28 protein-coding genes are annotated in these 23,390 nt (G+C 59.8%); 7 read left to right on the forward strand and 21 right to left on the reverse strand.

Annotated elements, in window-relative coordinates:
- The first annotated feature begins 40 nt into the window (after window positions 1-40).
- On the forward strand, window positions 41-916 hold the full coding sequence (locus AC6GQJ_RS07955; protein ID WP_500773488.1) for a 3-hydroxybutyryl-CoA dehydrogenase: 876 nt from the start codon (window positions 41-43) through the stop codon (window positions 914-916).
- A 17-nt stretch (window positions 917-933) separates the two neighbouring features.
- Here the strand turns inward: AC6GQJ_RS07955 and AC6GQJ_RS07960 are convergent, their stop codons facing one another.
- The 7 genes from AC6GQJ_RS07960 to AC6GQJ_RS07990 form a co-directional block, all read right to left on the reverse strand.
- Entirely contained in the window at window positions 934-1,791 is an 858-nt protein-coding gene (locus AC6GQJ_RS07960; RefSeq protein WP_500773489.1) for a lysophospholipid acyltransferase family protein, read from the reverse strand.
- Window positions 1,792-1,855: 64 nt separating this feature from the next.
- Window positions 1,856-2,125 (reverse strand): HPr family phosphocarrier protein, encoded by a 270-nt coding sequence (locus AC6GQJ_RS07965; protein ID WP_500773490.1) that lies wholly within the window; start codon window positions 2,123-2,125, stop codon window positions 1,856-1,858.
- 2 nt (window positions 2,126-2,127) lie between these two features.
- Window positions 2,128-2,523 (reverse strand): PTS sugar transporter subunit IIA, encoded by a 396-nt coding sequence (locus AC6GQJ_RS07970; RefSeq protein WP_500773492.1) that lies wholly within the window; start codon window positions 2,521-2,523, stop codon window positions 2,128-2,130.
- Window positions 2,524-2,525: 2 nt separating this feature from the next.
- Entirely contained in the window at window positions 2,526-3,419 is an 894-nt protein-coding gene (gene rapZ / locus AC6GQJ_RS07975; RefSeq protein ID WP_500773494.1) for an RNase adapter RapZ, read from the reverse strand.
- A gap of 10 nt (window positions 3,420-3,429) precedes the next feature.
- On the reverse strand, window positions 3,430-3,855 hold the full coding sequence (locus AC6GQJ_RS07980) for an HPr kinase/phosphorylase (protein ID WP_500773496.1): 426 nt from the start codon (window positions 3,853-3,855) through the stop codon (window positions 3,430-3,432).
- A 5-nt stretch (window positions 3,856-3,860) separates the two neighbouring features.
- On the reverse strand, window positions 3,861-5,558 hold the full coding sequence (locus AC6GQJ_RS07985) for a sensor N-terminal transmembrane domain-containing protein (RefSeq protein ID WP_500773498.1): 1,698 nt from the start codon (window positions 5,556-5,558) through the stop codon (window positions 3,861-3,863).
- 33 nt (window positions 5,559-5,591) lie between these two features.
- Entirely contained in the window at window positions 5,592-6,293 is a 702-nt protein-coding gene (locus tag AC6GQJ_RS07990; protein WP_500773500.1) for a response regulator transcription factor, read from the reverse strand.
- A gap of 342 nt (window positions 6,294-6,635) precedes the next feature.
- Here AC6GQJ_RS07990 and AC6GQJ_RS07995 point away from each other — a divergent pair, with 342 nt between their 5' ends.
- Window positions 6,636-8,234, forward strand: coding sequence for a phosphoenolpyruvate carboxykinase (locus AC6GQJ_RS07995; protein WP_500773502.1), 1,599 nt, complete (start codon window positions 6,636-6,638; stop codon window positions 8,232-8,234).
- 18 nt (window positions 8,235-8,252) lie between these two features.
- Here the strand turns inward: AC6GQJ_RS07995 and AC6GQJ_RS08000 are convergent, their stop codons facing one another.
- Complete coding sequence (locus AC6GQJ_RS08000) at window positions 8,253-8,969, reverse strand: hypothetical protein (protein WP_500773504.1); 717 nt, start codon at window positions 8,967-8,969, stop codon at window positions 8,253-8,255.
- Between the two features lie 98 nt (window positions 8,970-9,067).
- Entirely contained in the window at window positions 9,068-9,970 is a 903-nt protein-coding gene (locus AC6GQJ_RS08005) for a helix-turn-helix domain-containing protein (RefSeq protein WP_500773506.1), read from the reverse strand.
- Window positions 9,971-10,146: 176 nt separating this feature from the next.
- On the opposite strand from AC6GQJ_RS08005, the gene AC6GQJ_RS08010 reads away from it, so the two are divergent.
- A complete protein-coding gene (locus tag AC6GQJ_RS08010; RefSeq protein ID WP_500773508.1) occupies window positions 10,147-10,506 on the forward strand; it encodes a helix-turn-helix domain-containing protein in 360 nt (119 codons plus the stop codon).
- On the opposite strand, the gene AC6GQJ_RS08015 is transcribed toward AC6GQJ_RS08010, so the two are convergent.
- Window positions 10,503-11,270 carry a TSUP family transporter gene (locus AC6GQJ_RS08015; protein WP_500773510.1) on the reverse strand — a complete coding sequence of 256 codons (768 nt, stop codon included), beginning with the start codon at window positions 11,268-11,270 and terminating at the stop codon, window positions 10,503-10,505. The genes AC6GQJ_RS08010 and AC6GQJ_RS08015 overlap by 4 nt on opposite strands.
- A 145-nt stretch (window positions 11,271-11,415) precedes the next feature.
- Here AC6GQJ_RS08015 and AC6GQJ_RS08020 point away from each other — a divergent pair, with 145 nt between their 5' ends.
- From AC6GQJ_RS08020 to AC6GQJ_RS08035, 4 genes are all read left to right on the forward strand, one after another.
- Window positions 11,416-13,104, forward strand: a complete 1,689-nt coding sequence (locus AC6GQJ_RS08020) for an acyl-CoA dehydrogenase family protein (protein ID WP_500773512.1) — start codon at window positions 11,416-11,418, stop codon at window positions 13,102-13,104.
- A gap of 56 nt (window positions 13,105-13,160) precedes the next feature.
- Window positions 13,161-13,757 (forward strand): LysE family translocator, encoded by a 597-nt coding sequence (locus tag AC6GQJ_RS08025; protein ID WP_500773514.1) that lies wholly within the window; start codon window positions 13,161-13,163, stop codon window positions 13,755-13,757.
- 112 nt (window positions 13,758-13,869) lie between these two features.
- Entirely contained in the window at window positions 13,870-14,394 is a 525-nt protein-coding gene (locus tag AC6GQJ_RS08030; protein WP_500773516.1) for a TetR/AcrR family transcriptional regulator, read from the forward strand.
- Window positions 14,391-14,783, forward strand: a complete 393-nt coding sequence (locus AC6GQJ_RS08035) for an META domain-containing protein (protein ID WP_500773518.1) — start codon at window positions 14,391-14,393, stop codon at window positions 14,781-14,783. Before AC6GQJ_RS08030 ends, AC6GQJ_RS08035 begins: the two co-directional genes overlap by 4 nt.
- On the opposite strand, the gene recO is transcribed toward AC6GQJ_RS08035, so the two are convergent.
- The 11 genes from recO to AC6GQJ_RS08090 form a co-directional block, all read right to left on the reverse strand.
- A complete protein-coding gene (gene recO / locus AC6GQJ_RS08040) occupies window positions 14,767-15,492 on the reverse strand; it encodes a DNA repair protein RecO (protein WP_500773520.1) in 726 nt (241 codons plus the stop codon). The genes AC6GQJ_RS08035 and recO overlap by 17 nt on opposite strands.
- Before the next feature lies 1 nt (window position 15,493).
- Window positions 15,494-15,823 (reverse strand): DUF1491 family protein, encoded by a 330-nt coding sequence (locus AC6GQJ_RS08045; protein WP_500773522.1) that lies wholly within the window; start codon window positions 15,821-15,823, stop codon window positions 15,494-15,496.
- Window positions 15,824-15,874: 51 nt separating this feature from the next.
- A complete protein-coding gene (gene era, locus AC6GQJ_RS08050) occupies window positions 15,875-16,783 on the reverse strand; it encodes a GTPase Era (protein ID WP_500773524.1) in 909 nt (302 codons plus the stop codon).
- Window positions 16,780-17,466, reverse strand: coding sequence for a ribonuclease III (rnc, locus tag AC6GQJ_RS08055; RefSeq protein WP_500773526.1), 687 nt, complete (start codon window positions 17,464-17,466; stop codon window positions 16,780-16,782). The genes era and rnc overlap by 4 nt, the downstream gene beginning before the upstream one ends.
- Before the next feature lie 97 nt (window positions 17,467-17,563).
- Window positions 17,564-18,388 (reverse strand): signal peptidase I, encoded by an 825-nt coding sequence (gene lepB / locus AC6GQJ_RS08060; RefSeq protein WP_500773528.1) that lies wholly within the window; start codon window positions 18,386-18,388, stop codon window positions 17,564-17,566.
- A 96-nt stretch (window positions 18,389-18,484) separates the two neighbouring features.
- Entirely contained in the window at window positions 18,485-18,898 is a 414-nt protein-coding gene (gene acpS, locus AC6GQJ_RS08065; protein ID WP_500773530.1) for a holo-ACP synthase, read from the reverse strand.
- Window positions 18,895-19,209 (reverse strand): Dabb family protein, encoded by a 315-nt coding sequence (locus tag AC6GQJ_RS08070; protein ID WP_500773532.1) that lies wholly within the window; start codon window positions 19,207-19,209, stop codon window positions 18,895-18,897. The genes acpS and AC6GQJ_RS08070 overlap by 4 nt, the downstream gene beginning before the upstream one ends.
- 34 nt (window positions 19,210-19,243) lie before the next feature.
- On the reverse strand, window positions 19,244-19,681 hold the full coding sequence (locus tag AC6GQJ_RS08075) for a hypothetical protein (RefSeq protein WP_500773533.1): 438 nt from the start codon (window positions 19,679-19,681) through the stop codon (window positions 19,244-19,246).
- Window positions 19,678-20,442 carry a pyridoxine 5'-phosphate synthase gene (locus AC6GQJ_RS08080; protein ID WP_500773535.1) on the reverse strand — a complete coding sequence of 255 codons (765 nt, stop codon included), beginning with the start codon at window positions 20,440-20,442 and terminating at the stop codon, window positions 19,678-19,680. Before AC6GQJ_RS08080 ends, AC6GQJ_RS08075 begins: the two co-directional genes overlap by 4 nt.
- 99 nt (window positions 20,443-20,541) lie before the next feature.
- Window positions 20,542-21,201 carry a DUF2062 domain-containing protein gene (locus AC6GQJ_RS08085; protein WP_500773537.1) on the reverse strand — a complete coding sequence of 220 codons (660 nt, stop codon included), beginning with the start codon at window positions 21,199-21,201 and terminating at the stop codon, window positions 20,542-20,544.
- A gap of 15 nt (window positions 21,202-21,216) precedes the next feature.
- Complete coding sequence (locus AC6GQJ_RS08090) at window positions 21,217-23,367, reverse strand: RelA/SpoT family protein (protein WP_500773539.1); 2,151 nt, start codon at window positions 23,365-23,367, stop codon at window positions 21,217-21,219.
- Window positions 23,368-23,390 lie beyond the last annotated feature (23 nt).

Consider the following 23,390-nt stretch of genomic DNA (forward strand, 5'->3'; position numbering starts at 1 on the left):
TGCTGACCCTATGGTGCAGCGGCTGTAAAAGAGGGTGATCATGGACATCAAAACCGTTGGAATCGTGGGTGCAGGGCAAATGGGCAACGGGATTGCCCACGTCATGTCCCTTGCAGGCTATGATGTGCTGTTGAACGATATCTCTGCCGAAGCGCTGAGCGGGGCGGTGTCGACCATCGACCGCAATCTGGAACGCCAGGTCAGCCGCGAAAAGATTTCAGCCGAGGACAAGGCCGCCGCCGTGGCGCGGATCACCACCACCCAGACCTTGGGTGATCTGGGCCAAAGCGATCTTGTGATCGAAGCCGCCACCGAGCGCGAAACAGTCAAACAGGCGATCTTTGAAGACCTGCTGCCGCATCTCAAACCCACCACGATCCTGACGTCAAACACCTCGTCGATCTCGATCACGCGTCTGGCCAGCCGCACGGACCGCCCTGAAAAGTTCATGGGCTTCCACTTTATGAACCCAGTGCCGGTGATGCAGTTGGTGGAACTGATCCGTGGTATCGCGACCGACCGCGAAACTTTTGACGCCTGCAAGGCCGTGGTCGACAAGCTGGGCAAAACAGCCGCCACAGCCGAAGATTTCCCCGCATTCATCGTGAACCGCATCCTGATGCCGATGATCAACGAGGCGGTCTATACCCTGTACGAAGGGGTCGGGTCGGTGTCATCAATCGACTCATCCCTGAAACTTGGCGCAAACCACCCTATGGGGCCGCTCGAACTGGCGGATTTCATCGGGCTGGACACCTGTCTGGCGATCATGAACGTGCTGCATGACGGGCTGGCCGATACCAAGTACCGCCCCTGCCCGCTGCTGACCAAATATGTCGAGGCCGGATGGCTGGGCCGCAAGACGCAGCGCGGTTTCTACGATTATCGCGGGGAAACACCGGTGCCGACGCGCTAGGCGTCTGCGCTTTCAAGTCAGTCTTTCAGCGACAGGGTGTGCGCGCGCAGCCATTCCATAAAGCCGCGCGGATCGTCTTTCCACTTTTCGACGTCTCCGGCAGGCAGCGGGTGGCCGACAATCGGCCCCTGCGGCTTGTTCAGCGAATGCACGATCTCGTGCAGCAGCAGACCCTGCCGCAGCATCGGGGAAATCCTGTTGGCGATCTGGTAGGCGCGGCTGTTGCGGCCCAAGAACTTCATCGGCACGACCGTGGCACCGGAACGGCGGATCAACTGCGCGGTGAACACCGCCCACTCGCCCTCGACCGCGTCGCCCCACCACGTTTCGGATGCGGCAACGGCGCCCGACGGGAACAAGGCGACAACGCCGCCCTCTTTCAGATGCGCCATCGCCTTGGCGCGCATCTCGACACCCTTGCGCTGTGCATTGGGGTCATGCGGGAACGGCACAGGGATCATGTAGCCGCCCGCGACCTCGTCAATCGCGGTCAAAAGGGACCGTGTGAGGATGCGGTAATCGGGGCGCACACGACCGATCAAATCGGCAAAAATCATACCGTCGACCATGCCATGGGGGTGGTTCGCCACGACGATGACGGGGCCAGTTTTCGGGATGCGGTCCAACTGGTGCTGCGGGGTGGTGAGATCGATGCCCATCACATCCAGCGCCGCGCGCCAGAACCCTTGGCCTGTCGGAGCCTCTTGGCTTTCGAATTTACGGATCAGGCGCAGGATGGTCAGCTTGCCTGTCAGCGCCTCCATCACACGGATAAAGGTCGCCTTCCACGGGTCATCAAACGTCGACGCATATGACAGACTGCGTCTGTCATATTTAGAAAAGCTGACAGAATCCTGCTCGGAGGTTTTTGTCATGTCGTGCGTGCTGTCGACCACAGATGGTACCCTCTTTCTTCCCGTCACGTCCGGTCCGGCAAGTTCAGGCATCCTCCCCGAATTTATCCGCCACCAGCGCAGCCAGTGCCTCGGACAGTGCTTCCGCATCCGGTCCCGAGGTTTCAACGTCAATAAAACTTCCGATCGGCGCTGCCAACATCAAAAGCCCCATAATGCTGTCGCCTGATGCAGACATGCCATCACGGCTGACCGTGGCACGGGCGTCGAACGCCTCGACCACCTCGACCAGCTTGGCAGACGCGCGCGCGTGCAGCCCCTTGATGTTCACAATTTCAAGTCGGGATTGGGTCATAGTCATCCGTCTGCATTAATATTTTGACTGTCTATATACTTTTTACCCGCATCCAAAGCCAAGCGCACGGCATCGGTGACGTCCAGTTGGCGGCTTTTGGCGAGCTTGATCAGCATAGGCAGGTTTGCGCCGTATAGAATGCGGCGGTCTTGCGGGCGGCAGGCCAACAGGCTGAGGTTTGACGGAGAGCCGCCGAATAGGTCGGTCACGACCACAACGCCGTCGCCCGAATCCACGTTATCGGCAGCACGGCAGATTTCGGATTCCTTGGCCGCGCGGTCGTCATCCGCTTCGATAGAGATCGCGCGCACACCGGATTGCTGCCCGACGACATGTTCGATGGCCCGCAGATATTCGCCAGCCAGTCCCCCATGGGCTACAATTACGATGCCGATCAAACTCAAGCCTCTTCACGTTTTTGACGATCCAGTTCGCGGTGGCGAATAGACACCTGCCAGCCTGCCTCTGCAAGGGCCGAGCTTAAGGTTTCAGCCATTGCGACGGAACGGTGTTGCCCTCCGGTACACCCCAAGGCGACCGAGACATGGGATTTTCCTTCGGCCAGATAGGCAGGCAGCAGCCACAGCATCATATCCTGCAGCTTTGCCTCGAATTCTGCGGCACGCGGGTCGGTGCGGATATGCGCCAGCACTTCGGGGTCTTGGCCGTTCAGCGCGCGCAGTGCGGGTTCCCAATACGGGTTTTTTAGAAACCGGCAGTCAAAGACCAGATCGACCGCGCGCGGTAGGCCGCGTTTGTAGCTGAAGCTTTGCACCGAAACCGACAACTGGCTGTGATCGCCCTTGGAGAACCAATGTTCGACCTCGGCGCGCAGTTGGTGCACGTTACGGTCCGACGTGTCGATCAGGATATCGGCGCAAGCGCGCAAGGGGGCGAGCAGTTCCAATTCGCGCTGGATACCCGCCTCGACCCGATCATCCTTGGCCATCGGGTGCCGGCGGCGAGTTTCGGAAAACCGGTTCAGCAGGACATCGGTGCGACAATCCAGATACAGCAGTTCCGGCACCACATTCGGGATCGCCGCGATCAGACCCATGGCATCCATGACGGACGCGATGGAAAAATCGCGGTTGCGCGGGTCTATACCCAAAGCGACCGGACGATCCCCGACAGGGTTTTCCAGCAGCGCCCCGATCAGGCGCAGCGGCATGTTGTCGATCGCCTCGTACCCGAGGTCTTCGAGCGCGCGGATGGCGCTGGACCGCCCCGCGCCGGACGGGCCTGTGACCAGAACGAAACGGCGGGCTGGCTGTGTCGGGTCGGTGGTGGTCACGTCATACCTTTCATGGAGTCGGCTCCCTACCCGCTTTCAAGTACTGCAAAATCGCCGCGGGAAAAGCGGGTGACACAACTTTTTGAAGACAGGGCAGCCATAGCCCGAGGATTTGCGTGGTTCGCGGCGGCGGCAGACGTTCTGCCTCGACCTGATCAAGGTCGATCACCATAACCACATCACCCTCGGTCGCCTCTGCGCGCAGAAGGCCGACTCCACGAGCCTCGATCAATCCGCGGATCGCCGCAGGCGCCGAAGCGTGGATCGTATCGCCAGTGCGTTCAAGCACGGTCTGGTCATCCGAAACAAGCTGGCACCCCAACGCCATCAATTTGAGCGCGAGCGAGGATTTCCCGCTGCCCGACGCCCCCGTGATCAAGACAGCCTTGCCGCCCAGCGCGACCGCTGTGGCGTGCAGGCGGGTCGCATCGCTCATAGCATTCAGACCGGCAGACCTACGACAAAGCGCGCGCCCAAGGGTTCAGACGTGATGTCGGCATCTGTCGGGCGAATATTCTCGGCCCAGATCACCCCCCCATGCGCTTCGACGATCTGTTTGGAAATCGCGAGGCCCAGACCGGAGTTGTTACCAAAGTGCTCTTCCGGACGCTGTGAATAGAAGCGTTTGAAGATCTTGGTCAGCGCCTGATCGGGAATGCCAGGGCCTGTATCCTCGACCACCACAAGCACGCGGTTTTCACGTTTACGCGCCCAGATACGGATGGCATCGCCATCTTCGCAGAACGAAATCGCATTGGTGATTAGGTTGACGAAAACCTGCGCCAGGCGCGCCTCAAGGCCCTGCACCTCAATCGGGGTGTCGGGCAGGTCGGCGATGAATTCGATGCCTTTGCCGCGCGCATCCTCACCCAGATACTGGCTGAGGTTGCCGAGCATATGCAGCAGGTTGAACGGTTCTTCTTCTTCCTTGACCAGCTCGCTATCCAGACGGGACGCGTTGGAAATGTCGCTAACAAGACGGTCAAGGCGGCGCACATCGTGGTCGATCACGTCCAGCAACTTATCGCGCTGGTCTTCACGCTTGACCATGCGCAGCGTCCCCACCGCAGAGCGGAGCGAGGCGAGAGGGTTCTTGATCTCGTGGGCGACATCGGCGGCAAACTGTTCGTTACCGTCAATACGGTTATAGAGCGCGGCAATCATCCCGCGCAGCGCACCGGACAACCGCCCGATCTCATCAGGCCGCGCTGTCAGGTCGGGAATGCGGATGCGGCCGGGATTGACCTTGCGTGCATTCTTGTCGCGGCCCAGTTCGGCGGCGGCGGCAAGGTCGGCCAGCGGATTGGCAATGGTCGAGGCGAGAACAAGGCTTAGCCCAATAGAAACAAGCGTCGCGATGACGAACATCTGCAACACGCGTTCGCGTTCATCGCGCACCATCGCGTCGATCTCACCAGAGGCGCTGATCAACGCAACCGCGCCTACGGCTGTCCCGCCCTGTTGGATTGGCGTTACAACGCTAAATACCGCGCCGCCGGTGCCGTCCAGCCCTTCGCTCACCTGCGTTTCACCGCCCAGCGATTCAGCGACCAGTGGGCGCAACTGTTCTTCGATGGATGGGGGCGTTTGTGGCTCAGACGCAAAAGGTGCCGAAATCAGGTTCCATACCCAGCTTAGCCCGTCGGTCAGAACCGCGAGGTCCTCACCCGATGCCGAGTCCGCCTGATAGGCATCCATCGTGCCTTCGCTACGGGCGACCAACGCGCTTTCGGTGTCAAAAACGAACACCTCGTGCCCGCGCCGCACGTCCAGACCATCAAGTGTGGCAACCACATCCACGCCGTCGCCTGTCGCCAGATTGACGGGCGCGCCTGCTGGCACTTGGGCCTCTAGGACATCGGCCACCAGTTCGGCCTGCGCCACCAGCGCCGCAATCCGCTGCACAGCAAGACTGTCGCGGGTCGAGTTGAGATACAAGATCCCCGCAACCAGAACATTAAGGGCAATGAGGTTGAAGGTGATGATCTTGCGCGCCAAAGGCGACCCGCGCAAAGAGATCAGACCGCGACGGGCGCGGTCATCTCGCATTTCGGACGAAGTCGCGGTGTCAGGTGCAACCCAGTCCTCCCCAAGCACAACGTCTCCGTCATGCGATGGTGGGGCGCTCGTATCTCGCAAGGTTATACCCTCAACCTAGGCCAATTTTGGCGGTTACTCTTCGTTGTAACGATAGCCGATGCCGTACAACGTCTCAATCGCCGAGAATGTATCGTCCGCCGACCGCATCTTTTTGCGCAAGCGCTTGATGTGACTGTCGATGGTACGGTCGTCGACATAGACCTGATCGTCATAGGCGACGTCCATCAGCTGATCACGCGACTTCACAAAACCGGGCCGTTGAGCCAGCGCCTGCAACAGCAGGAATTCGGTCACGGTCAGGGACACATCCTTGCCCTTCCACGTCACCGCGTGCCGCAACGGGTCCATGCGCAGATCGCCGCGCTCCATCACTTTGGTTTCTTCGGTGTCGCCGACAACCTCGCCCGCGACAGCATCCTGCCGCCGCAGCAATGCACGGATACGTTCGACCAGAAGCCGTTGGGAAAACGGCTTTTTCACATAGTCGTCCGCCCCCATGCGGAGGCCCAGAACCTCGTCAATCTCGTCATCCTTGGAGGTCAGGAAGATCACCGGCATCGATGTCTTCTGGCGCAGACGCTGCAACAGATCCATGCCATCCATGCGCGGCATCTTGATATCAAGAACCGCCATATCAGGCAGCCGCTTGTTAAACGCATCCAGCGCCGCCTGCCCGTCGTTGTACGTCTCTACCTCAAACCCTTCGGCCTCAAGCGTCATGGATACCGACGTCAGGATGTTCCTGTCGTCGTCCACCAATGCAATTTTAGACATTGCCCGTTTCCTTGTGCTGCTCGTTTTTATAGCTTTTTCCGCAATACTCACTGTTTTGGCCTTTCGAATCAATCGGTAAGTGCGAATCAGGTGACGAATACGCCCGCAGTGTCGTCAGAAATTCGTTAGGAATGGCTAAATTGCCGCACATTCGCGCCCAGAGGGAATCCCCAGCGACGAGTGTTTGCGCAACCGGTTGCAATGGTGGCGCTAACCTTCCCCCAGCGGCTGTTCACCTTTGAAATCGGCGTGTTAAGACGCAGGAGTGTCGTGTGCAAAGTTGCACGGCGCGCAGCACTTTCTGACTTAAAATGCCGAAAAAGCGGCCTCAGGAGAAATCATATGACATTTGGACGGGTAAACCCGCAGTTCCGCCTGGAAGATCAAGGGATCAAGGGTCTTGGCAATGTCTATTACAACCTGATCGAACCCGCGTTGATCGAATGCGCCCTCGAACGCAAGGAAGGCACCCTTGGCAAAGGCGGCACATTCCTTGTCACCACCGGAAAATTCACGGGCCGCTCGCCCAAGGACAAACACGTTGTCAAAACGCCGGATGTGGCCGATCACATCTGGTGGGACAACAACGCCGCCATGTCCCCCGAAGGGTTCGACGCCCTCTACGAGGATATGCTGAGCCACATGGAAGGGCGCGACTATTTCGTGCAAGACCTTGTTGGCGGCGCGGACCCGAGCCTTGCCATCAATGTGCGCATGGTTACCGAGATGGCTTGGCACGGCCTGTTCATCCGCCACATGCTGCGCCGCCCAGATGCGGACGATATCGCGGACTTCATTGCCGACTATACGGTCATCAATTGCCCGTCCTTCCAAGCAGACCCCGAACGTCACAATTGCCGGTCCGAAACCGTCATCGCCATGAATTTCGCCCGCAAAATCATCCTGATCGGCGGCACGGAATATGCGGGCGAGAACAAGAAATCCGTGTTCACCCTGCTGAACTACCTTCTGCCCGAACGCGGCGTGATGCCGATGCACTGTTCGGCCAATCACGCCCATGGCAACCCTGTCGACACAGCTGTCTTTTTCGGCCTGTCCGGCACGGGCAAGACGACGCTGTCCGCCGATCCAGGCCGCACGCTGATCGGCGACGACGAACACGGCTGGTCCGATCGCGGCACTTTCAACTTCGAAGGGGGATGTTACGCCAAGACCATCAACCTCAGCCGCGAGGCCGAGCCTGAAATCTATGCCACGACCGAGAAGTTCGGCACCGTCATCGAAAATATGGTCTATGATCCCGACACCAAAGACCTTGATTTCGAAGACGACAGCCTTACGGCGAACATGCGCTGCGCCTACCCGCTGCACTATATCTCGAATGCGTCGGCTTCGGCGCTTGGCGGGCATCCCAAGAATATCATCATGCTGACTTGCGATGCGTTCGGCGTGCTGCCCCCTATCGCACGTCTGTCGCCAGCGCAGGCGATGTACCACTTCCTATCGGGCTTCACCGCCAAGGTCGCCGGAACAGAACGCGGCGTGACCGAGCCTCAGCCAACATTCTCGACCTGTTTCGGTGCGCCATTCATGCCGCGCCGCCCCGAGGAATATGGCAAGTTGCTGCAAGACAAAATCGCTAAACACGGCGCGTCCTGCTGGTTGGTTAATACCGGTTGGACCGGTGGCGCCTATGGCACCGGTAGCCGTATGCCCATCCGCGCCACACGCGCGCTTTTGACGGCAGCGATGGACGGAACATTGGCCGCGGGCGAGTTCCGCAAAGATCCGAACTTCGGCTTTGACGTGCCCGTCTCGGTGCCTGGTGTGGCGGATATCCTGCTGGATCCGCGCCGCACATGGGATGACGGCGCGGCCTATGACCGGCAGGCGACGAAGCTGGTGGATATGTTCTCCTCCAACTTCGAACAGTACCTGCCGCATATTGATGACGATGTCAGGGCTGCCGCCATCGGATGATGGCGGCCACCCCTGCGCTCAGGCGGCCTCCGGAAGGACGTCGTTCAGAGGCAGGTCCAGAAGATACTGAAGGTCTTCGCGGCTGTTATAGGCAAGGAACGTGTCGATGGGCTCATCCCGTCCATCGACCACCCATTTGAGTACGCTGGGTTCCAAGTGCAGATAACCGATGCGCGCCCCAAAACCTTTATAGGCGACCACGTTGAGGATAAATCCGTAGATCCAATCGGGATCCCAACGGCGCATCATTTCCAGCATGCCGGTACGGCCAAACACGGGTGCAAGTCCGACGCCGCGGTATTTACCACGTTCAGGGGCGACCCAGAATTCACCGTGATAGGCCGAAATACCTTCGATCCGGTGCGTGCCAGGTGTGGCGCGGAAACGCGACGTGCGCAGATCGACGCCTTTCAGGGGCGGCGGGTAGGACCGGAACTGGCGCAGCAAATAGCCGCTGAGCGGACGATCGGTCAGGCGGACCATCTTTGACGCCTGCGTGTGAATCAGGGTGCCGTCCTCGCTTCGCCCGATCAGCCAGAACGCATTACTTTCGTTCAGATCGTGAAGTTCCGGATCGAAAGGTGCGCCGAGCTTTTGCATCGGGCGCTCGTTTGCGACGATATCACTATATTCGTCAAAATCACTCCCGATGGTCAGCTTGATCCCCTGCCGAAACAGGATGTCACGGCTGGTCGCGATAAACGGGGCCGCATCGGCCGAGAATTGCATCGTCATTCATATGTCTCCTTTGCCACATCGCGGCAAAGTTAATACAGATTGACAACCATTACTCGAATTTTAACGGCACCCTATCGACGATTGGAAACGCCGTCCTAAAAGCCCCGCAGCGCCAGCTGTTCAAAGACCGCATTGTCAGGGTCGAATTCCGGCGGCTTAATCATTGTGATCTTCTGTTTTTCCTCATCGCTCAATTCGGGGATGTTCACGTTGGCCGTGGGCACGACAAGGGACATGACCGCCGGTGATCCGTCGGGAAAACTGCCGCCCATCATAAGGCGCTGATATACCATCGGAGGCTTAGGTTCTTGGCCTTCTTGGGGCATACGGGTGTAGACATGGTCCAGCCGCGCCACCTGCGTCGCCTCGATTTCGTCAAAGGACTGGTCGAGCATTTTGCCGAATTCCTCACCCGCAGGCAGCCGCGCGATGGGGCGTCCGATACTGGATCGGGCATAGTCGATTCCGAACCAGTTCACATAGGCAGATTCCTCACCGAACTCGACACAGATCCAGCCGTTTTCGCTATTGCGGTACACCATCAGGAAAGGCCGGACATGGGACAGGCACGGATCTTCGATGTTGCCGCCCGCCATAACCCACGCGCGATAGGTCTCGCGGAGGAGAATCGATTCGTCACTCCAGATGCGGGCCATGGGTTGCTGTTGCTGGTGAATGACCCAATCGCCGGTCTGCGCCTTGAGGTATTGCAGCACCCCGTGCGATCCTGTCTGCCCCCGCGCCCAAGCGCGCGCGCGCACCAGAAGTTCCTGCGCCTCGGGCAAGGCAGCCTTTCCGGCGGCGGTCAGTTCATAGCGGCGATCATTTACGTGAAACAGCGGCTCGCCACGCAACACCTCGAGCTGTGCAATATGGCGGCGCACGGTCTGACGCGTGCTCTGAAGTTCGGACACGGCATGGGACAGATTCAGCGTCTTCGCGAGCGTGGTGAAGGACCGCAACATTTCGAACAACAAAGGTTGGTTCGCTTCACTCATTCCACTCACTTGATTTTCCACGAACAGGTCCAACGTATGATCAGCAACACATTATGGGTAAACAAATCATACAATAATGCAACATCTACGTGTTTCCAATGTAAAAACTTAGTCAATTGAACCGTTGAGCGGGATAACGGATCACTCTGGCACAACAACCGGAGGTAATTATAAAAATGTCACACCCAGTGGACGCTCATGTCGGAAAACGACTGAAACAAATTCGAACACTACGCCGTATGTCGCAAACCGACGTGGCAAAACGTCTTAACCTGTCATTTCAGCAAATTCAGAAATACGAAATCGGATCGAACCGCGTTGCGGCCAGCCGTCTTTTCGAATTGTCCCAAATCCTCGACGTACCAACATCCTACTTTTTCGAAGGTCTGGATGAAGAAGCAGCACCCGCCGCTCAGGACAACGGTCTGGACATTGTGAACGCATTGGCAGCGATCGAAGACGAGAAAATCAAATCCCGCATCGTCACTTTCATCGAAGATGTATCTGGCCTGACAGTCGCGCGCCGCGCGTCCTAAGCCATCAAAGACCGCCGGATCAAGTTCGCGCCGACGATTAGAAGCACGAACAGGGTGGCACGCTTGAAAGCCACCTGATCGATCCGGTCGAGCACCTTCCCGCCCAGCCATTGGCCCAGAAGGGCCGGCGCAATTAGCGCAAGGCTGAGCGGAAGCGTCTCCCACCGCAGCACACCCGACCCGATATGCGCCCCGACCAGCGCAACCGCGCCCAGCCCGTAAATCACGCCTTGGGCGCGCATCTGTTCTGATTTTTCGGTATTAAGGGCCGTCAGATATAGAACTGTCGGCGGCCCCCAGATGCCTGATATCCCGCCAAGGAAACCGGCAAAGGCCCCGATGCCCACTTCGACATCCTTGCGCTGACGCGACAGACTAAAGGTCAGGCCCGCCAGTTGCAGCAGGGCAAACAGGGTGACGGGGATACCGATCAGGCCCAGCAAAACGCCGATGGGAAGCACGCGGACCAACTGCGCGCTGAACAGCAGAACCAGCCCCCCGACGCAAAGATAAACCCAGAACCGTTGCGCCGTGGCGAGTGCGGGTTTGACCCCTTGGCGCAGCGCCTGCGTGCCATTGGCCACCAGCGTCGGTAGAATCAGTCCGGCCAAAGCCAGTTCTGGATCAATGAAAGACGACAGGCCGGAAATGACCACCATCGGCATTGCAAAACCGACAACACCTTTCACAATTCCGCCCACAAGGGCGATGCTAAGGGCGATGATCCAAAGATGTGCGGGAAGCAGGTCAAAAAACATATTCATAGCGCCCTCTTACGCCGCTCTGCGCCGCACTGCAAAAGAACGCCGCGTAATAATAAAACAAATTACGGCACACAAATGAATATTTGTTGCGCTGCACCTGCAAAGTCGGTAGTCAGGCGCGGACATGACAAAAGGGAGACGCGCAATGGCACATGATGGACAGGATATCGGCACTGTCGCGCCCGTACTGCTGGACGATCTGCTGGCGCTGACAGACGCGGCCCTCGCTCCGGTGGAAGAGATCACCGAACTGGCCCGCGCCCGCCTGCGCGCACAGTTGAGCGAGAATGGCCGTGTCTCTGCCGCCTTGGTCGAACAACACCAGACCGCCGCGCACGGACTGGCATGGCTTGCCACTTACACCGAATCTCTGCGGCAGATGCATTCTTGGGCGCGCGGCCTTGATGAACAGTCCAAATTTGGCGAGGTCGAGGCACTGATCCTGCAAATCGCCTTTGGCGAATACCTCTGGCAGATTTACGGCGGCATCCAGATGAATCAGGGCGAGGTGCTGCGCCCACAGGATATGGGGCTGGATCAGAACGACATGCGCGCGCTGATGACGCCCGCGGTGCAGACACTGACCCAAGGCGGCAATACCCAAGCCGCCCGCCTGCGCCTTGTGGACCTTATGCAGAAACGCAACGCCGAAATCACCGTCGGCGCCAGTGGGCTAGACGAAGAGCTGGAGATGATCCGCGAACAGTTCCGCCGCTATGCTGTGGAAAAGGTCGAACCCTTTGCCCATGACTGGCACCTCAATGACGAACTGATCCCGATGGAGGTCATCGAGGAACTGGCCGAAATGGGCGTCTTCGGCCTGACCATCCCCGAGGAATACGGCGGCTTTGGTCTGTCCAAAGCATCGATGTGCGTGGTGAGCGAGGAACTCTCGCGCGGGTATATCGGGGTGGGTAGCCTTGGCACCCGCAGCGAAATCGCCGCCGAATTAATCATCGCGGGCGGCACCGAGGAACAAAAAGCCAAGTGGTTGCCCCGCCTCGCTAGCGCCGAAACCCTGCCTACGGCGGTTTTCACCGAACCCAACACCGGATCCGACCTCGGATCGCTCCGCACCCGCGCCAGCAAGGACGCGGATGGCAACTATACCATCACCGGCAACAAGACATGGATCACCCATGCCGCCCGCACCCATGTAATGACCCTTCTGGCCCGTACCGACCCCGACACGACCGACTACAAAGGTCTGTCGATGTTCTTGGCCGAAAAGACACCCGGCGATGATGCGAACCCCTTCCCGACCGAAGGCATGACCGGCGGCGAGATTGAGGTGTTGGGCTATCGCGGGATGAAGGAATACGAACTGGCCTTTGACGGCTTCGCGGTCAAGGGCGAGAACCTGTTAGGCGGGACCGAGGGAAAAGGCTTCAAACAGTTGATGGAGACCTTCGAATCCGCTCGCATCCAGACCGCCGCACGGGCCATCGGCGTGGCACAATCTGCGCTCGATATCTCGATGCAATATGCGGTTGATCGCAAACAGTTCGGCAAATCACTGATCGCCTTCCCTCGGGTGGCGAACAAACTGGCGATGATGGCGGTCGAAATCATGATCGCCCGCCAACTCACCTATTTCTCGGCCCTTCAAAAGGACGAGGGGCGCCGTTGTGATGTGGAGGCGGGGATGGCCAAGCTGTTGGGCGCGCGCGTCGCATGGGCGGCGGCCGATAACGGGCTGCAAATCCACGGCGGCAACGGTTTCGCGCTGGAATACAAGATTTCGCGCGTCTTGTGCGATGCCCGCATCCTGAACATCTTTGAAGGTGCCGCAGAAATTCAGGCACAGGTCATCGCGCGCCGCCTTCTTGGCTAGGTACGTCCTTGCGTCCTATTGATTGACGCGGGGGCCAGAATATTCACAGTGGCGGCATGCTGACTTTTGCCGCCGCCGTTTTCTTTTTGATCATCACCCCCGGCCCCGGGGTTCTGTCTGCCGCAGGGGTGGGTGCCGCCTATGGCATTCGGTCGGGCCTGCGCTATGTGCTCGGCCTTTTCATCGGCAACAATCTTGTGATTTTGGCGGTGGTTTCGGGCCTCGCTGCGCTGGTGCTGGCCAATCCGCTGGTGCGGACGGTGCTGTTTGCCCTGTCCACGGCTTACCTGCTCTACCTCGCGGCGCGGATCGCTTTGGCGGGGTCCAAGCTCGCCTTCTCACCTGCACGCACCGAACCTGGTGTTATAGCAGGAATCCTGCTGCAACCGATCAATCCCAAGGCCTATGCCGTCAACACGGCGCTGTTCTCAGGCTTTGCGATCATGCCCGACGCACTGGTCGCCGAAGCGATCTGGAAGCTGCTGATCGTGAATGCGATCTGGGTGCCGATCCACGTGGTCTGGGTCTGGTTCGGCGTCCGCCTCAAGGCGCTGGACCTGCCCCCAACACGCCAGAAATGGATCAACTACGCCATGGCGGCGTCCATGCTGCTGGTGGTCGGCCTGGCCGTCTGGTCCGAATTTTCCCGCTAAACCGGCGGTCTTTCAGGCGGTCCCGCGCCGCAAATGTGCGGCAATACGCTCATAAACCCATACTACCGTAGTTTGTATTGCGCCGCAGCATACTAAGACGTATCGCCAGAATATGGCAAAAACTCCCCTCTCCCCCGAAGCTTGGATTCAAGCTGGCCTCGAGCAACTCACCCTCGACGGGCCACTGGCCCTGCGTGCCGAACCCCTGTCGCGCCATCTGAACACCTCCAAAGGGTCGTTTTACTGGCATTTCAAGGACGTACCCGCCTTTCAGGCCGCGCTGCTTGCGCAGTGGAAGGAAAGCACCCTGTCCCAACTGGCCGAAGATGCGGACATGGACGGGTCGGATACGGACAAGATGATTCGCTTTGGCCAAAGCGTTCAGGAAGACGCTGCAGGCCCCGCCTTGCGCGCATGGGCCCATGCTGATGCGTCTGTTGCAAAAACGGTTGCGGCAGTCGATGACGCTCGGCTTGAGCGGCTGATGACCCTCATGAAGGGCATCGGTGTCACTAACAAGGATTTCGCTCTTGCCGCCTATGGCGCGTTGGTCGGATTGAAGCAGATGCACCGCGCAGATGACGACGGCCTTGTCGCCTTTGCCGCGCTTGTCGATCTGGTGATGGCCCTCAAATGATCCGCGCAACACTTTTGCTACTGGCCGGCCTCGTATCGGCCTGTCAGGCAGATGAAACCGTCGCAAGCTATGGCGCTGCGGACAGGGAATGGACGCTGGTTGAACTGAACGGCTCCGCCTTCACCGCCCGCGCCACCCTCACCTTTGGCGAGGATGGGCGGATTTCAGGGCAAGCTCCGTGCAACCGCTATTCCGGCACCAACACCGTCCCCTACCCGTGGTTTAAAACCGGCCCCGTCGTAGCGACCAAAATGGCCTGCCCCGATCTTGGTGCCGAAAGTGCCTTTTTCATGGCACTGGACGCCATGACCCAATCCGAAGTGCTTGATGACACCTTAGTCCTGCGCAACGAGGACGGCGCCGAAATGGTGTTCAAAGCGTCCGAGTGAACGCTGCAACAAATCGCGCGCGCGCCTCGGGCAAGGGGCGCGTTCCCAGATCCGGCGCCAGATGCGTGGTCAGGAAATAGCCCGTTGTCTCGAACGCCTGCGCGATCTCGCTATCGGCCGCATCGCCCTCCCCCAGTAAAACATCCGGCAATGGCAGCAACCGCGACGCCCAGTCGCCTGCCCCCGTCCGCGACACCGCCCGCCCGCTTTTGGGCGAGACATAGGCCAGATCGTCCCGTGCCCCCGTCACGGCACAGCATGACAGGTCCAGTCCGAACCCCATCTCCTCCAGCAGCGCCACTTCCCACTGCAGATAGGCCAGCGGCCACAACTCGTTCTGCCCCAGTAGGTCCAGCAACTGCTCGCTACGTCGATAAAGGGCGCTATGCGCCTCACGTTCCGGCAAACAGAAACTCAACAAGGCCGTCACCGCATTCAGCCCCGCAAGGGCCAACCGGTCGCCCATGACAAGGGCCGCGCGGCTACGCACAGGCTCGACCGTGAACGCGCCGATGTGATCCTCTAACCGCGCGCGCCACGCCACGTCCAACTGCGCGCCCGGTTGCAGGATCGGCGCAATCTTACGACTGGTGCCGCCCCGCACGATCCCTGCATGACGGCCCATCTCTTCGGTGAACACTTCGATAATCGTACTGGTCTCGCCATGGCGACGGGTGTTCAGCAAAATGCCAGTGCCGCGCCACTCCATCTCAGCTCAACCCGTCCTGATCCAGTAGATGACGCCCCTGCCGGTCCTCGACCTCGACCACCCACAGATCAGGATCAAACCCGCGCTGACGGGCGATGGCCGCATCGACCTCGGCCTCTTCCCCACCGGCAAGCTCGGCCCAAACCCGTGTGTCCGACATCAAATCGAACGACCGCTGGAATAGCACCGCACACCCGTCCAAAGAGTTCACCTTGACCAGAACCGCGCCGCCCGTGTCATCGCCATGCGCCACAACAAAGGCCGGAATATCGGCAAACCGCAGCCGCGCAAGATAGGCATCCACCCAGAACCGTGACGTCAGCCGTGCCATGGCATCATTGTTCTCCAAATATGCACCCCGTAGGGTCGGCTGGCAGATGTCTCAGACATTGCCGTCTTTAAAATCCAGCCCCATCTCGGAATAGCGCTCGGCTTCGTCCTGCCACTTTTCGCGCACCTTCACCTGAAGGAACAGGTGCACCTTACGGCCCAGAAACTCGGTCAGTTCGGCGCGGCTGGCTTGACTTACAGACTTGATGGTTTCGCCCTTGTTGCCCAGCACGATGCCTTTGTGGCCATCACGGCTGACATAGATGATCTGGTCGACACGGGCCGAGCCGTCCTTGCGCTCTTCCCAGTTCTCCGTCTCGACAGTCAACTGATAGGGCAGTTCCTGATGCAGGCGCAGGGTCAGCTTTTCGCGGGTCATCTCGGCGGCGATCATGCGCATCGGCAGATCGGCGATCTGATCCTCGGGATAGAGCCACGGCCCGTCGGGCAGCTCGGCGGCCAGCCATTTGCGCAGCGCATCAACGCCGTGCCCTTTTTCAGCCGAGATCATGAATGTTTCGGCAAAATCATATTCCGCGTTTAGCTTTTCGGCGAGACCCAGCAGCACGGGTGCCTCGACACGGTCGATTTTGTTGATCGCAAGCGCCACGGTGCGGCCCTTGCCGATATCACCCAATCCTTCAAGGATGCGGGTAACGCCTTCGCTCAGGCCGCGATGCGCCTCAATCATCAGAACCACGATATCCGCATCTGCCGCCCCGCCCCAAGCGGCAGCGACCATGGCGCGGTCCAGACGGCGGCGCGGCTGGAACAAGCCCGGCGTGTCGACAAACACGATCTGGCTGTCGCCTTCCATCGCCACGCCGCGAATACGTGCGCGGGTAGTCTGGACCTTGTGGGTTACGATGCTGACCTTGGCGCCGACCATGCGGTTCAGCAGGGTGGATTTGCCCGCGTTGGGCTCTCCGATCAGGGCGACGAATCCGGCGCGGGTGCTCATGTGTCTTGCTCCAATTGGGCCAGAAGGGCCTTGGCGGCGGCCTGTTGCGCCTCGCGTTTCGATCGGGCCGAGGCGGTTGCCTCCTGCCCCGTGGCCAAGCGGGCCGCGATAGTAAATTCGGGGGCGTGATCCGGCCCCGTCCGTCCGGTTTCGACATAGGCGGGCGGGGCAAGGCCACGGCCCTGCGCCCATTCTTGCAACGCGGTCTTGGCGTCCCGCGCGTCTTCTTCGACCCGCCCGATGCGATCCGCCCACAAGCGCATGATAACACCACGCGCCGCATCGAACCCGCCGTCTAAATACACAGCGGCAATCACCGCCTCGGTCGCATCACCCAGCAGCGCCAGCTTGCGCCGCCCGCCCGACATCATCTCGGACCGCCCAAGGCGCAACACCTCGCCCAATCCGATGTCACGTGCCACATCGGCGCAGGTTTCCTTGCGCACCAGTGCATTGAACCGCGGGGCAAGTGTGCCTTCGGGGGCGGCCACATCTGCGGCCAAAAGCGCCTCGGCCATCACAAGGCCCAGCACTCGGTCGCCCAGAAATTCCAGCCGCTGGTTGTCGTTGCGCGTGGGCGACGACATGGAGGCATGGGTCACCGCCTCGATCAGCAATTCGGGATTGCGAAAGCTGTGGCCAATGCGCGTTTCGAACGCGGCAAGATCCGCACCCAGTTTCATGTGCGCACCCATGTGTTCGGGCGGCTTCGTACCCGTTCTGCGCTGTTAGGCGCGGTTGCCATCAAGGCAGACATCATCCGGCACACATGTTTCAAAATTATTCGATCCGTTCAAAGAACCGGTCGCCGCGCCATGTCCAGAAGAACAGCATGGAACGACCAGCCGAGGAAAACACGATACGATCCGCACGCCCGATCAGGTTCTCATAAGGGACAAAGCCGACGCCACCAGCCAGCTGCGCAAGGCGGCTGTCGGAAGAGTTGTCGCGATTGTCGCCCATGAAGAAATAGTGCCCCTCGGGGACGCGGAAAACAGAGGTGTTGTCCGAGCCCTGATTGGTCACATTCAGCACGATATGCGTCGACCCGTCTGGGAAAGTCTCGGTAAAGCGGGATTTGGTGCAATCCGCACCCTGCCCCACGGCACCGTTCTCACAGCGCGGGCGCAATCCTTGCGGCCCTTGGGGGGCAAATTCTTCGGTAAAGGTGCCTGCGGGTTCCTGTGGCACAGGTGTGCCGTTCAGGATCAGGATACCATCTGTGACCTGCACCGTATCACCGGGCAAACCGACCAGACGCTTGATGTAATCCGCACCCGAGATCGGGTGACGGAAGACGACCACATCGCCGCGCTCCGGCTCTCCGGCCAGAATGCGGGTGTTGTCACCATCAAGAAATCCGCACAGCGCCTTGGCGTCCAGACCGATGATTGGGATCGACGGACAGGAGGCATAGGAATAGCCATAGGCCATCTTGTTCACGAACAGGAAGTCACCGATCAGCAATGTCTCTTTCATCGAACCGGAGGGGATCCAGAAGGGTTGGAAGAACAACGTGCGGAACACGCCTGCAATCAGCAGCGCGTAGACGATGGTCTTGATCGTTTCGATCACGCCGTTTTGGTTCTTTTCCTTGGCGGCCATTGGGCGCTCCTGCTCGGGTCACGATGTTTGGGGTACATGCGGGCGTGGACTGTCACTGTCAAGGCGGGCGGGCCTGTGACACGGCGTATCGCGCCCCTATGAGGGCTGTGGGGGCGTCGGGCGTGCCTCGATCACCACAAAGGCCTGCGCCCACGGGTGGTCATCGGTCAGTGTCACGTGAATGATCGCCTCGTGCCCCTCCGGCGTCATGTCGCGTAACCGTTCAGCGGCCCATCCGGTCACTGCCATCACCGGCTGGCCGGTGGACAGGTTGCTGACGGCCATGTCCTTCCACGCGATGCCCATGCGCAATCCGGTGCCAAGCGCTTTCGAACAGGCCTCTTTCGCGGCCCAGCGTTTTGCGTAGGTGCCGGGTGTATCGGCGCGGCGTTCCGCCTTGGCCTGTTCGATGTCGGTAAAGACGCGGTTGCGGAACCTGTCGCCAAAGCGCGCGAGGGTCCGTTCGATCCTTTCGATATTGGCCAGATCGGTGCCGATGCCCAGAATCACGGGCCGACCTCCAGATCATAGATGACGACCCCGCGCCCGCCGCCTTTGCACAAGGAAATCAGCCGCGCACTTAGCGCGACATGTTCGGGATGCACTGCATATGCCGCCAGCGCGTCGGGCGTGTCCGCGTCGAATATGAAGCCATAGGCGATGTCCGGCGACTTGCCCTCGTAATCGCGGTTCGGTCCAGCGCGAAAGCCGGTACAGCCGTCCAGCCCTTCAACCAACGTGGCAAGTTCCAGCATCACGCGGTCCAGCTCGCTCCGGTCGGCGGTTTCTTCGAGGGTCAGCATCACACAGTGGCGGATCATAGGGGCATTCTCCGGTATGGGGTGGCAGGGCGCATCAATTCAGATGCTGCGCTTGCAAGGTGGTGAGGTCGATGTGCCAGCGCGCCGCCTGCGTCGGACAGCAGCGCGGATCGTTCGGGCCGGGCATGGTGGTGGTCAGTTGCACAGCGCCTGCACTGTAGACGGGATCGCGCGGGTTATGGCCGAACAACCCCGCAATTTGACCGGCAAAGGCCCAACCGCCTTGGACCCGCATGTAATAGGCGACGCTGATGCCGGTATTGCCCGCCGCGCCCTGAATGATCGGATAGACCACGCCAATCGCTTGGCGGGCAAGTGCCGGATCGGCCACATCGGGCAACCAGAAGGACCGTTCGAACTGCGCCCCAACGGCCAAAGTACGCCCCAGCAGCGAGTCGAGATCAGGCCAGCCGTTCTGCGCAAACGCAGGCTGCCCCGCAAGTGCACAGATCAGGGCCAACGCACGTTTCACGCGGTGGCACCGCTGCGGGCCTCGTCCATCAGGCGGCGCATTTCGCGGATCGCCGGATCAAGCCCGCGGAAAATCGCCTCGCCAATCAGGAAGTGGCCGATATTGAGTTCCATCACTTCGGGGAAGGCGGCAACGGGTGTCACCGTGTCATAGGTCAGCCCGTGGCCCACATGCACCTCCAGCCCCAGATCATGGGCAAAGGTACTCATCTCGCGCAGGGCCTCCAACTCACGGTCGCGGTCGTCAAAGCGGCCCTCGTGATGGGCGTCGCAATAGGCACCGGAGTGCAGTTCGATCACTTGCGCGCCGATGCGGTGGGCCGCTTCGATCTGGCGTTTGTCGGCGGCGATAAAGATCGACACGCGGCAGCCAGCGTCGCGCAGGGGCGCGATGAAATGGGCAAGGCGGTTTTCCTCGCGCGCCACTTCAAGACCGCCCTCGGTGGTACGCTCTTCACGCTTTTCAGGCACGATGCAGACGGCGTGGGGTTTATGGCGCAGCGCGATGGACTGCATTTCGTCCGTCGCCGCCATCTCGAAGTTCAGAGGGACGGATAAAACCTCCATCAACCCTTCGATATCGGCGTCCGAGATATGCCTGCGGTCTTCGCGCAGGTGGGCCGTGATGCCATCCGCACCGGCCAGTTCGGCAATGCGCGCCGCGCGCAACGGATCAGGCGCATCCCCGCCCCGCGCATTGCGCACGGTCGCCACGTGGTCGATATTCACGCCAAGGCGCAGCGTCCCGAGTGGTGTGGTCATGGCTGGTCCCTTTTTCCTGCTTTGCGGTGATCAACCTAGTGCGGTCTCCGGCAACTGAAAATACAAAGAAACCGGTTTATTGTACCAACTTGGCCCGCCTCAGTCCGCTTTCTTTTTGCGGTCAATTGCCTTGGCAGCCGCCTTGGCTTTGAGGGCTTCGAATTTGGCCTTGATGGCGCCCTTGCGGCGGTGCTGGTAGGCGCGGATCACCGGCACGGACACGTAATAGCAGATCGTCGCCACGATGATTCCCGGAATGATGCCGCCCACGAGATAGGGAAAGAAAATCTCGTTATTGAACGTGTTCAGACCCGCCCAGTCGCGTGGTTCGCCCGCGATGACGTGTTTGAGGTTCATCCAAAGATCGCCGCCCGCATCGACGAACTTGCCGCCAAAGGACCGTTCGGTCCCTTCCTTCATCTCGGTCCCAAGCAGCCAATGCCCCGTCTGCAAGGACACAAGCCCGATGGGCACATAGGTCAGCGGGTTGCCAAAGAAGGTAGCCATCAGCGAGGCCAGAATATTGCCGCGCATCACTGTCGCCGTGAATGCCGCGACAAAGAAGTGGATGCCGTAAAACGGGGTGAACGTGGTGAACACCCCCGCCCAGATGCCGCGCGCGATCTTTTCAGGCGTATCCGGCAAGCGGCGGACGCGGTGTTTGACATAGTGGAACGCACGCGTCCATCCGCCACGCGGCCAGAGAAGCTCCAGCAACGCGCGCAAAAACGGCTTGGGGTCGCGGCGCTTGAACACCAATGTCTTGTCGCCTTCCTATGCAGTCCGGGGTGCGGACGCCGCCTGTGCCCCTGTCGGCACGGACTGGCGGGACCGTTTTATGGCTGCAACATCACTTTCAGCTTCTAGTGCACTCATCAGCGTATGCAGATGCTGTGCGTCTCTGAGTTCCACATAGATCAGCAAACGGTAAAAGTCAGGTTTGCGATCCTTGAATTCCAGATCAGAGATATTGGCCTGTGTCTCGCCAATCAATGTGCAAATGCGCCCTAACACACCTGCGTCATTGCCGATGGTCACATCCAGCGTTGCACCATAGACGGCGGCATGGCTGCCTTCGTGCCAATGCAGGTCGATCCAACGGTCCGGCTGGTCCTCGTATTCCGCAAGGCGCACGCAATCGATTGCGTGAACGGTCACGCCTTCGCCTCGGAAAGTGATGCCGACAATCCGCTCTCCTGGCAGGGGATCACAGCAAGTGGCGCGCTGGAACTTCTGCCCCGGCAACAGGCCGATCACTGCGCGGCGCGCATCCACGACCTTGCCCGGTTTGGGTTGCAGATCGGGATAGATCGCTTGCACGACCTCGCGACCCGTCAACTCGGCAGAACCAAGCCGCGCCAGCACTTCGGTCGCACTGGGCAGGCGCAATTGCTTGGCCGCCGCCTCAAGCGCCTTGTCGGTCGCCTTTTTGTGCACATGGGCAAAAGCGGATCGTGCCAGTTCGCGGCCCAGCGTGACAAAACGTTCGCGGTCGGCCTCACGCAGGGACCGGCGGATCGCCGTCTTTGCCTTGCCGGTGGTGGCGATTTCCAACCATGTCGCTTGCGGTGTCTGGCCTTCGGCAGTGATGATCTCGACCGATTGGCCGTTTTTCACCCGCGTCCACAGGGGCACGCGCATGTTGTCCACCTTGGCCCCCACACAGGCGTTTCCGATGCGGGTATGGATCGCATAGGCGAAATCAATCGGTGTCGCGCCACGGGGCAGTTTGACCACCTCGCCCTTGGGGGTAAAGCAGAACACCTGATCGGAATACATTTCCAGTTTGACCGCTTCGAGGAAATCCTCGTGATCGTCTTCCCCGTCAAACTGTTCGGTCAGTTGCGAAATCCACTTGGCGGGATCGACGGCAAACGGGTTGTTGCCGCGCACACCGTCCCGATAGGACCAGTGCGCCGCAACGCCGGTTTCGGCCACGTCGTGCATCTGCGCGGTTCTGATCTGCACCTCAACCCGTTTGCCATCGCGCCCCGACACCGTGGTGTGGATCGAACGATAGCCGTTGGTCTTGGGCTGGCTGATATAGTCCTTGAACCGGCCCGGCACTGCGCGCCAACGTTGGTGGATCGCGCCAAGCGTGCGATAGCAGTCTTCTTCACTGCCCGTGATGACGCGAAAGCCGTAGATGTCGGACAAACGAGAGAACGACTGGTCCTTTTCCTGCATTTTGCGCCAGATCGAATAGGGTTTCTTAGCACGCCCGAACACTTCCGCCTCGATCCCCACCTTTTCCAGCTCGTGCCGCATGTCGGTGGTGATTCTCTGGATCACGTCGCCGGTTTCGCGCTGCATGGTGATGAAACGGCGGATGATGGACGACCGCGCCTCGGGGTTGAGCACTTTGAACGCGAGGTCTTCGAGTTCCTCGCGCATCCACTGCATCCCCATGCGCCCTGCAAGCGGCGCAAAGATGTCCATGGTTTCGCGCGCTTTCTGGATTTGCTTGTCGGCACGCATCGACCGGATGGTGCGCATGTTGTGCAAACGGTCGGAAAGCTTGACCAGAATGACGCGCATGTCCTTGGACATCGCCATGAACAGCTTGCGGAAATTCTCGGCCTGCTTGGTTTCGACGCTGCTAAGTTGCAGATTGGTCAGCTTGGTGACGCCATCCACGAGCTTGGCAACCTCGTCGCCGAACTTGGCCGCGACGATGCCGTAATTCGCCTTGGTGTCTTCGATGGTGTCGTGCAGCAGGGCGGTGATGATGGTCGCATCATCAAGCTGCTGTTCGGTCAGAATCGCGGCCACAGCAACGGGATGCGTGAAATACGGCTCTCCCGAATGGCGCAATTGACCTTCGTGCATCTCGCAGCCGAAATCATAGGCTGCGCGGATCAGTTTCTCATTGGACTTAGGGTTATAGTTCCGGACCAGTGCAATCAGATCGTCAGCAGAGATCATGCAGTCGGAACCTGTATCCTAAG

The organism is Tateyamaria sp. 7Alg 36 (assembly GCF_059882455.1).

What these genes read in the sequence shown, in the direction of transcription:
- AC6GQJ_RS07965 (WP_500773490.1), bottom strand. Translation starts at nt 2,125, where the DNA reads ATGACCCAATCCCGACTTGAAATTGTGAACATCAAGGGGCTGCACGCG.
- AC6GQJ_RS08010 (WP_500773508.1), top strand. Translation starts at nt 10,147, where the DNA reads ATGTCACACCCAGTGGACGCTCATGTCGGAAAACGACTGAAACAAATT.
- AC6GQJ_RS08015 (WP_500773510.1), bottom strand. Translation starts at nt 11,270, where the DNA reads ATGAATATGTTTTTTGACCTGCTTCCCGCACATCTTTGGATCATCGCC.
- AC6GQJ_RS07995 (WP_500773502.1), top strand. Translation starts at nt 6,636, where the DNA reads ATGACATTTGGACGGGTAAACCCGCAGTTCCGCCTGGAAGATCAAGGG.
- AC6GQJ_RS08005 (WP_500773506.1), bottom strand. Translation starts at nt 9,970, where the DNA reads ATGAGTGAAGCGAACCAACCTTTGTTGTTCGAAATGTTGCGGTCCTTC.
- era (WP_500773524.1), bottom strand. Translation starts at nt 16,783, where the DNA reads ATGAGCACCCGCGCCGGATTCGTCGCCCTGATCGGAGAGCCCAACGCG.
- lepB (WP_500773528.1), bottom strand. Translation starts at nt 18,388, where the DNA reads ATGGCCGCCAAGGAAAAGAACCAAAACGGCGTGATCGAAACGATCAAG.
- AC6GQJ_RS08025 (WP_500773514.1), top strand. Translation starts at nt 13,161, where the DNA reads ATGCTGACTTTTGCCGCCGCCGTTTTCTTTTTGATCATCACCCCCGGC.
- AC6GQJ_RS07980 (WP_500773496.1), bottom strand. Translation starts at nt 3,855, where the DNA reads ATGAGCGATGCGACCCGCCTGCACGCCACAGCGGTCGCGCTGGGCGGC.
- rnc (WP_500773526.1), bottom strand. Translation starts at nt 17,466, where the DNA reads ATGAAACTGGGTGCGGATCTTGCCGCGTTCGAAACGCGCATTGGCCAC.
- AC6GQJ_RS07960 (WP_500773489.1), bottom strand. Translation starts at nt 1,791, where the DNA reads ATGACAAAAACCTCCGAGCAGGATTCTGTCAGCTTTTCTAAATATGAC.
- AC6GQJ_RS08045 (WP_500773522.1), bottom strand. Translation starts at nt 15,823, where the DNA reads ATGGCACGGCTGACGTCACGGTTCTGGGTGGATGCCTATCTTGCGCGG.
- recO (WP_500773520.1), bottom strand. Translation starts at nt 15,492, where the DNA reads ATGGAGTGGCGCGGCACTGGCATTTTGCTGAACACCCGTCGCCATGGC.
- AC6GQJ_RS08070 (WP_500773532.1), bottom strand. Translation starts at nt 19,209, where the DNA reads ATGATCCGCCACTGTGTGATGCTGACCCTCGAAGAAACCGCCGACCGG.
- AC6GQJ_RS08000 (WP_500773504.1), bottom strand. Translation starts at nt 8,969, where the DNA reads ATGACGATGCAATTCTCGGCCGATGCGGCCCCGTTTATCGCGACCAGC.
- AC6GQJ_RS08080 (WP_500773535.1), bottom strand. Translation starts at nt 20,442, where the DNA reads ATGACCACACCACTCGGGACGCTGCGCCTTGGCGTGAATATCGACCAC.
- AC6GQJ_RS08035 (WP_500773518.1), top strand. Translation starts at nt 14,391, where the DNA reads ATGATCCGCGCAACACTTTTGCTACTGGCCGGCCTCGTATCGGCCTGT.
- AC6GQJ_RS08030 (WP_500773516.1), top strand. Translation starts at nt 13,870, where the DNA reads ATGGCAAAAACTCCCCTCTCCCCCGAAGCTTGGATTCAAGCTGGCCTC.
- AC6GQJ_RS08020 (WP_500773512.1), top strand. Translation starts at nt 11,416, where the DNA reads ATGGCACATGATGGACAGGATATCGGCACTGTCGCGCCCGTACTGCTG.
- AC6GQJ_RS08090 (WP_500773539.1), bottom strand. Translation starts at nt 23,367, where the DNA reads ATGATCTCTGCTGACGATCTGATTGCACTGGTCCGGAACTATAACCCT.
- AC6GQJ_RS07955 (WP_500773488.1), top strand. Translation starts at nt 41, where the DNA reads ATGGACATCAAAACCGTTGGAATCGTGGGTGCAGGGCAAATGGGCAAC.
- AC6GQJ_RS07990 (WP_500773500.1), bottom strand. Translation starts at nt 6,293, where the DNA reads ATGTCTAAAATTGCATTGGTGGACGACGACAGGAACATCCTGACGTCG.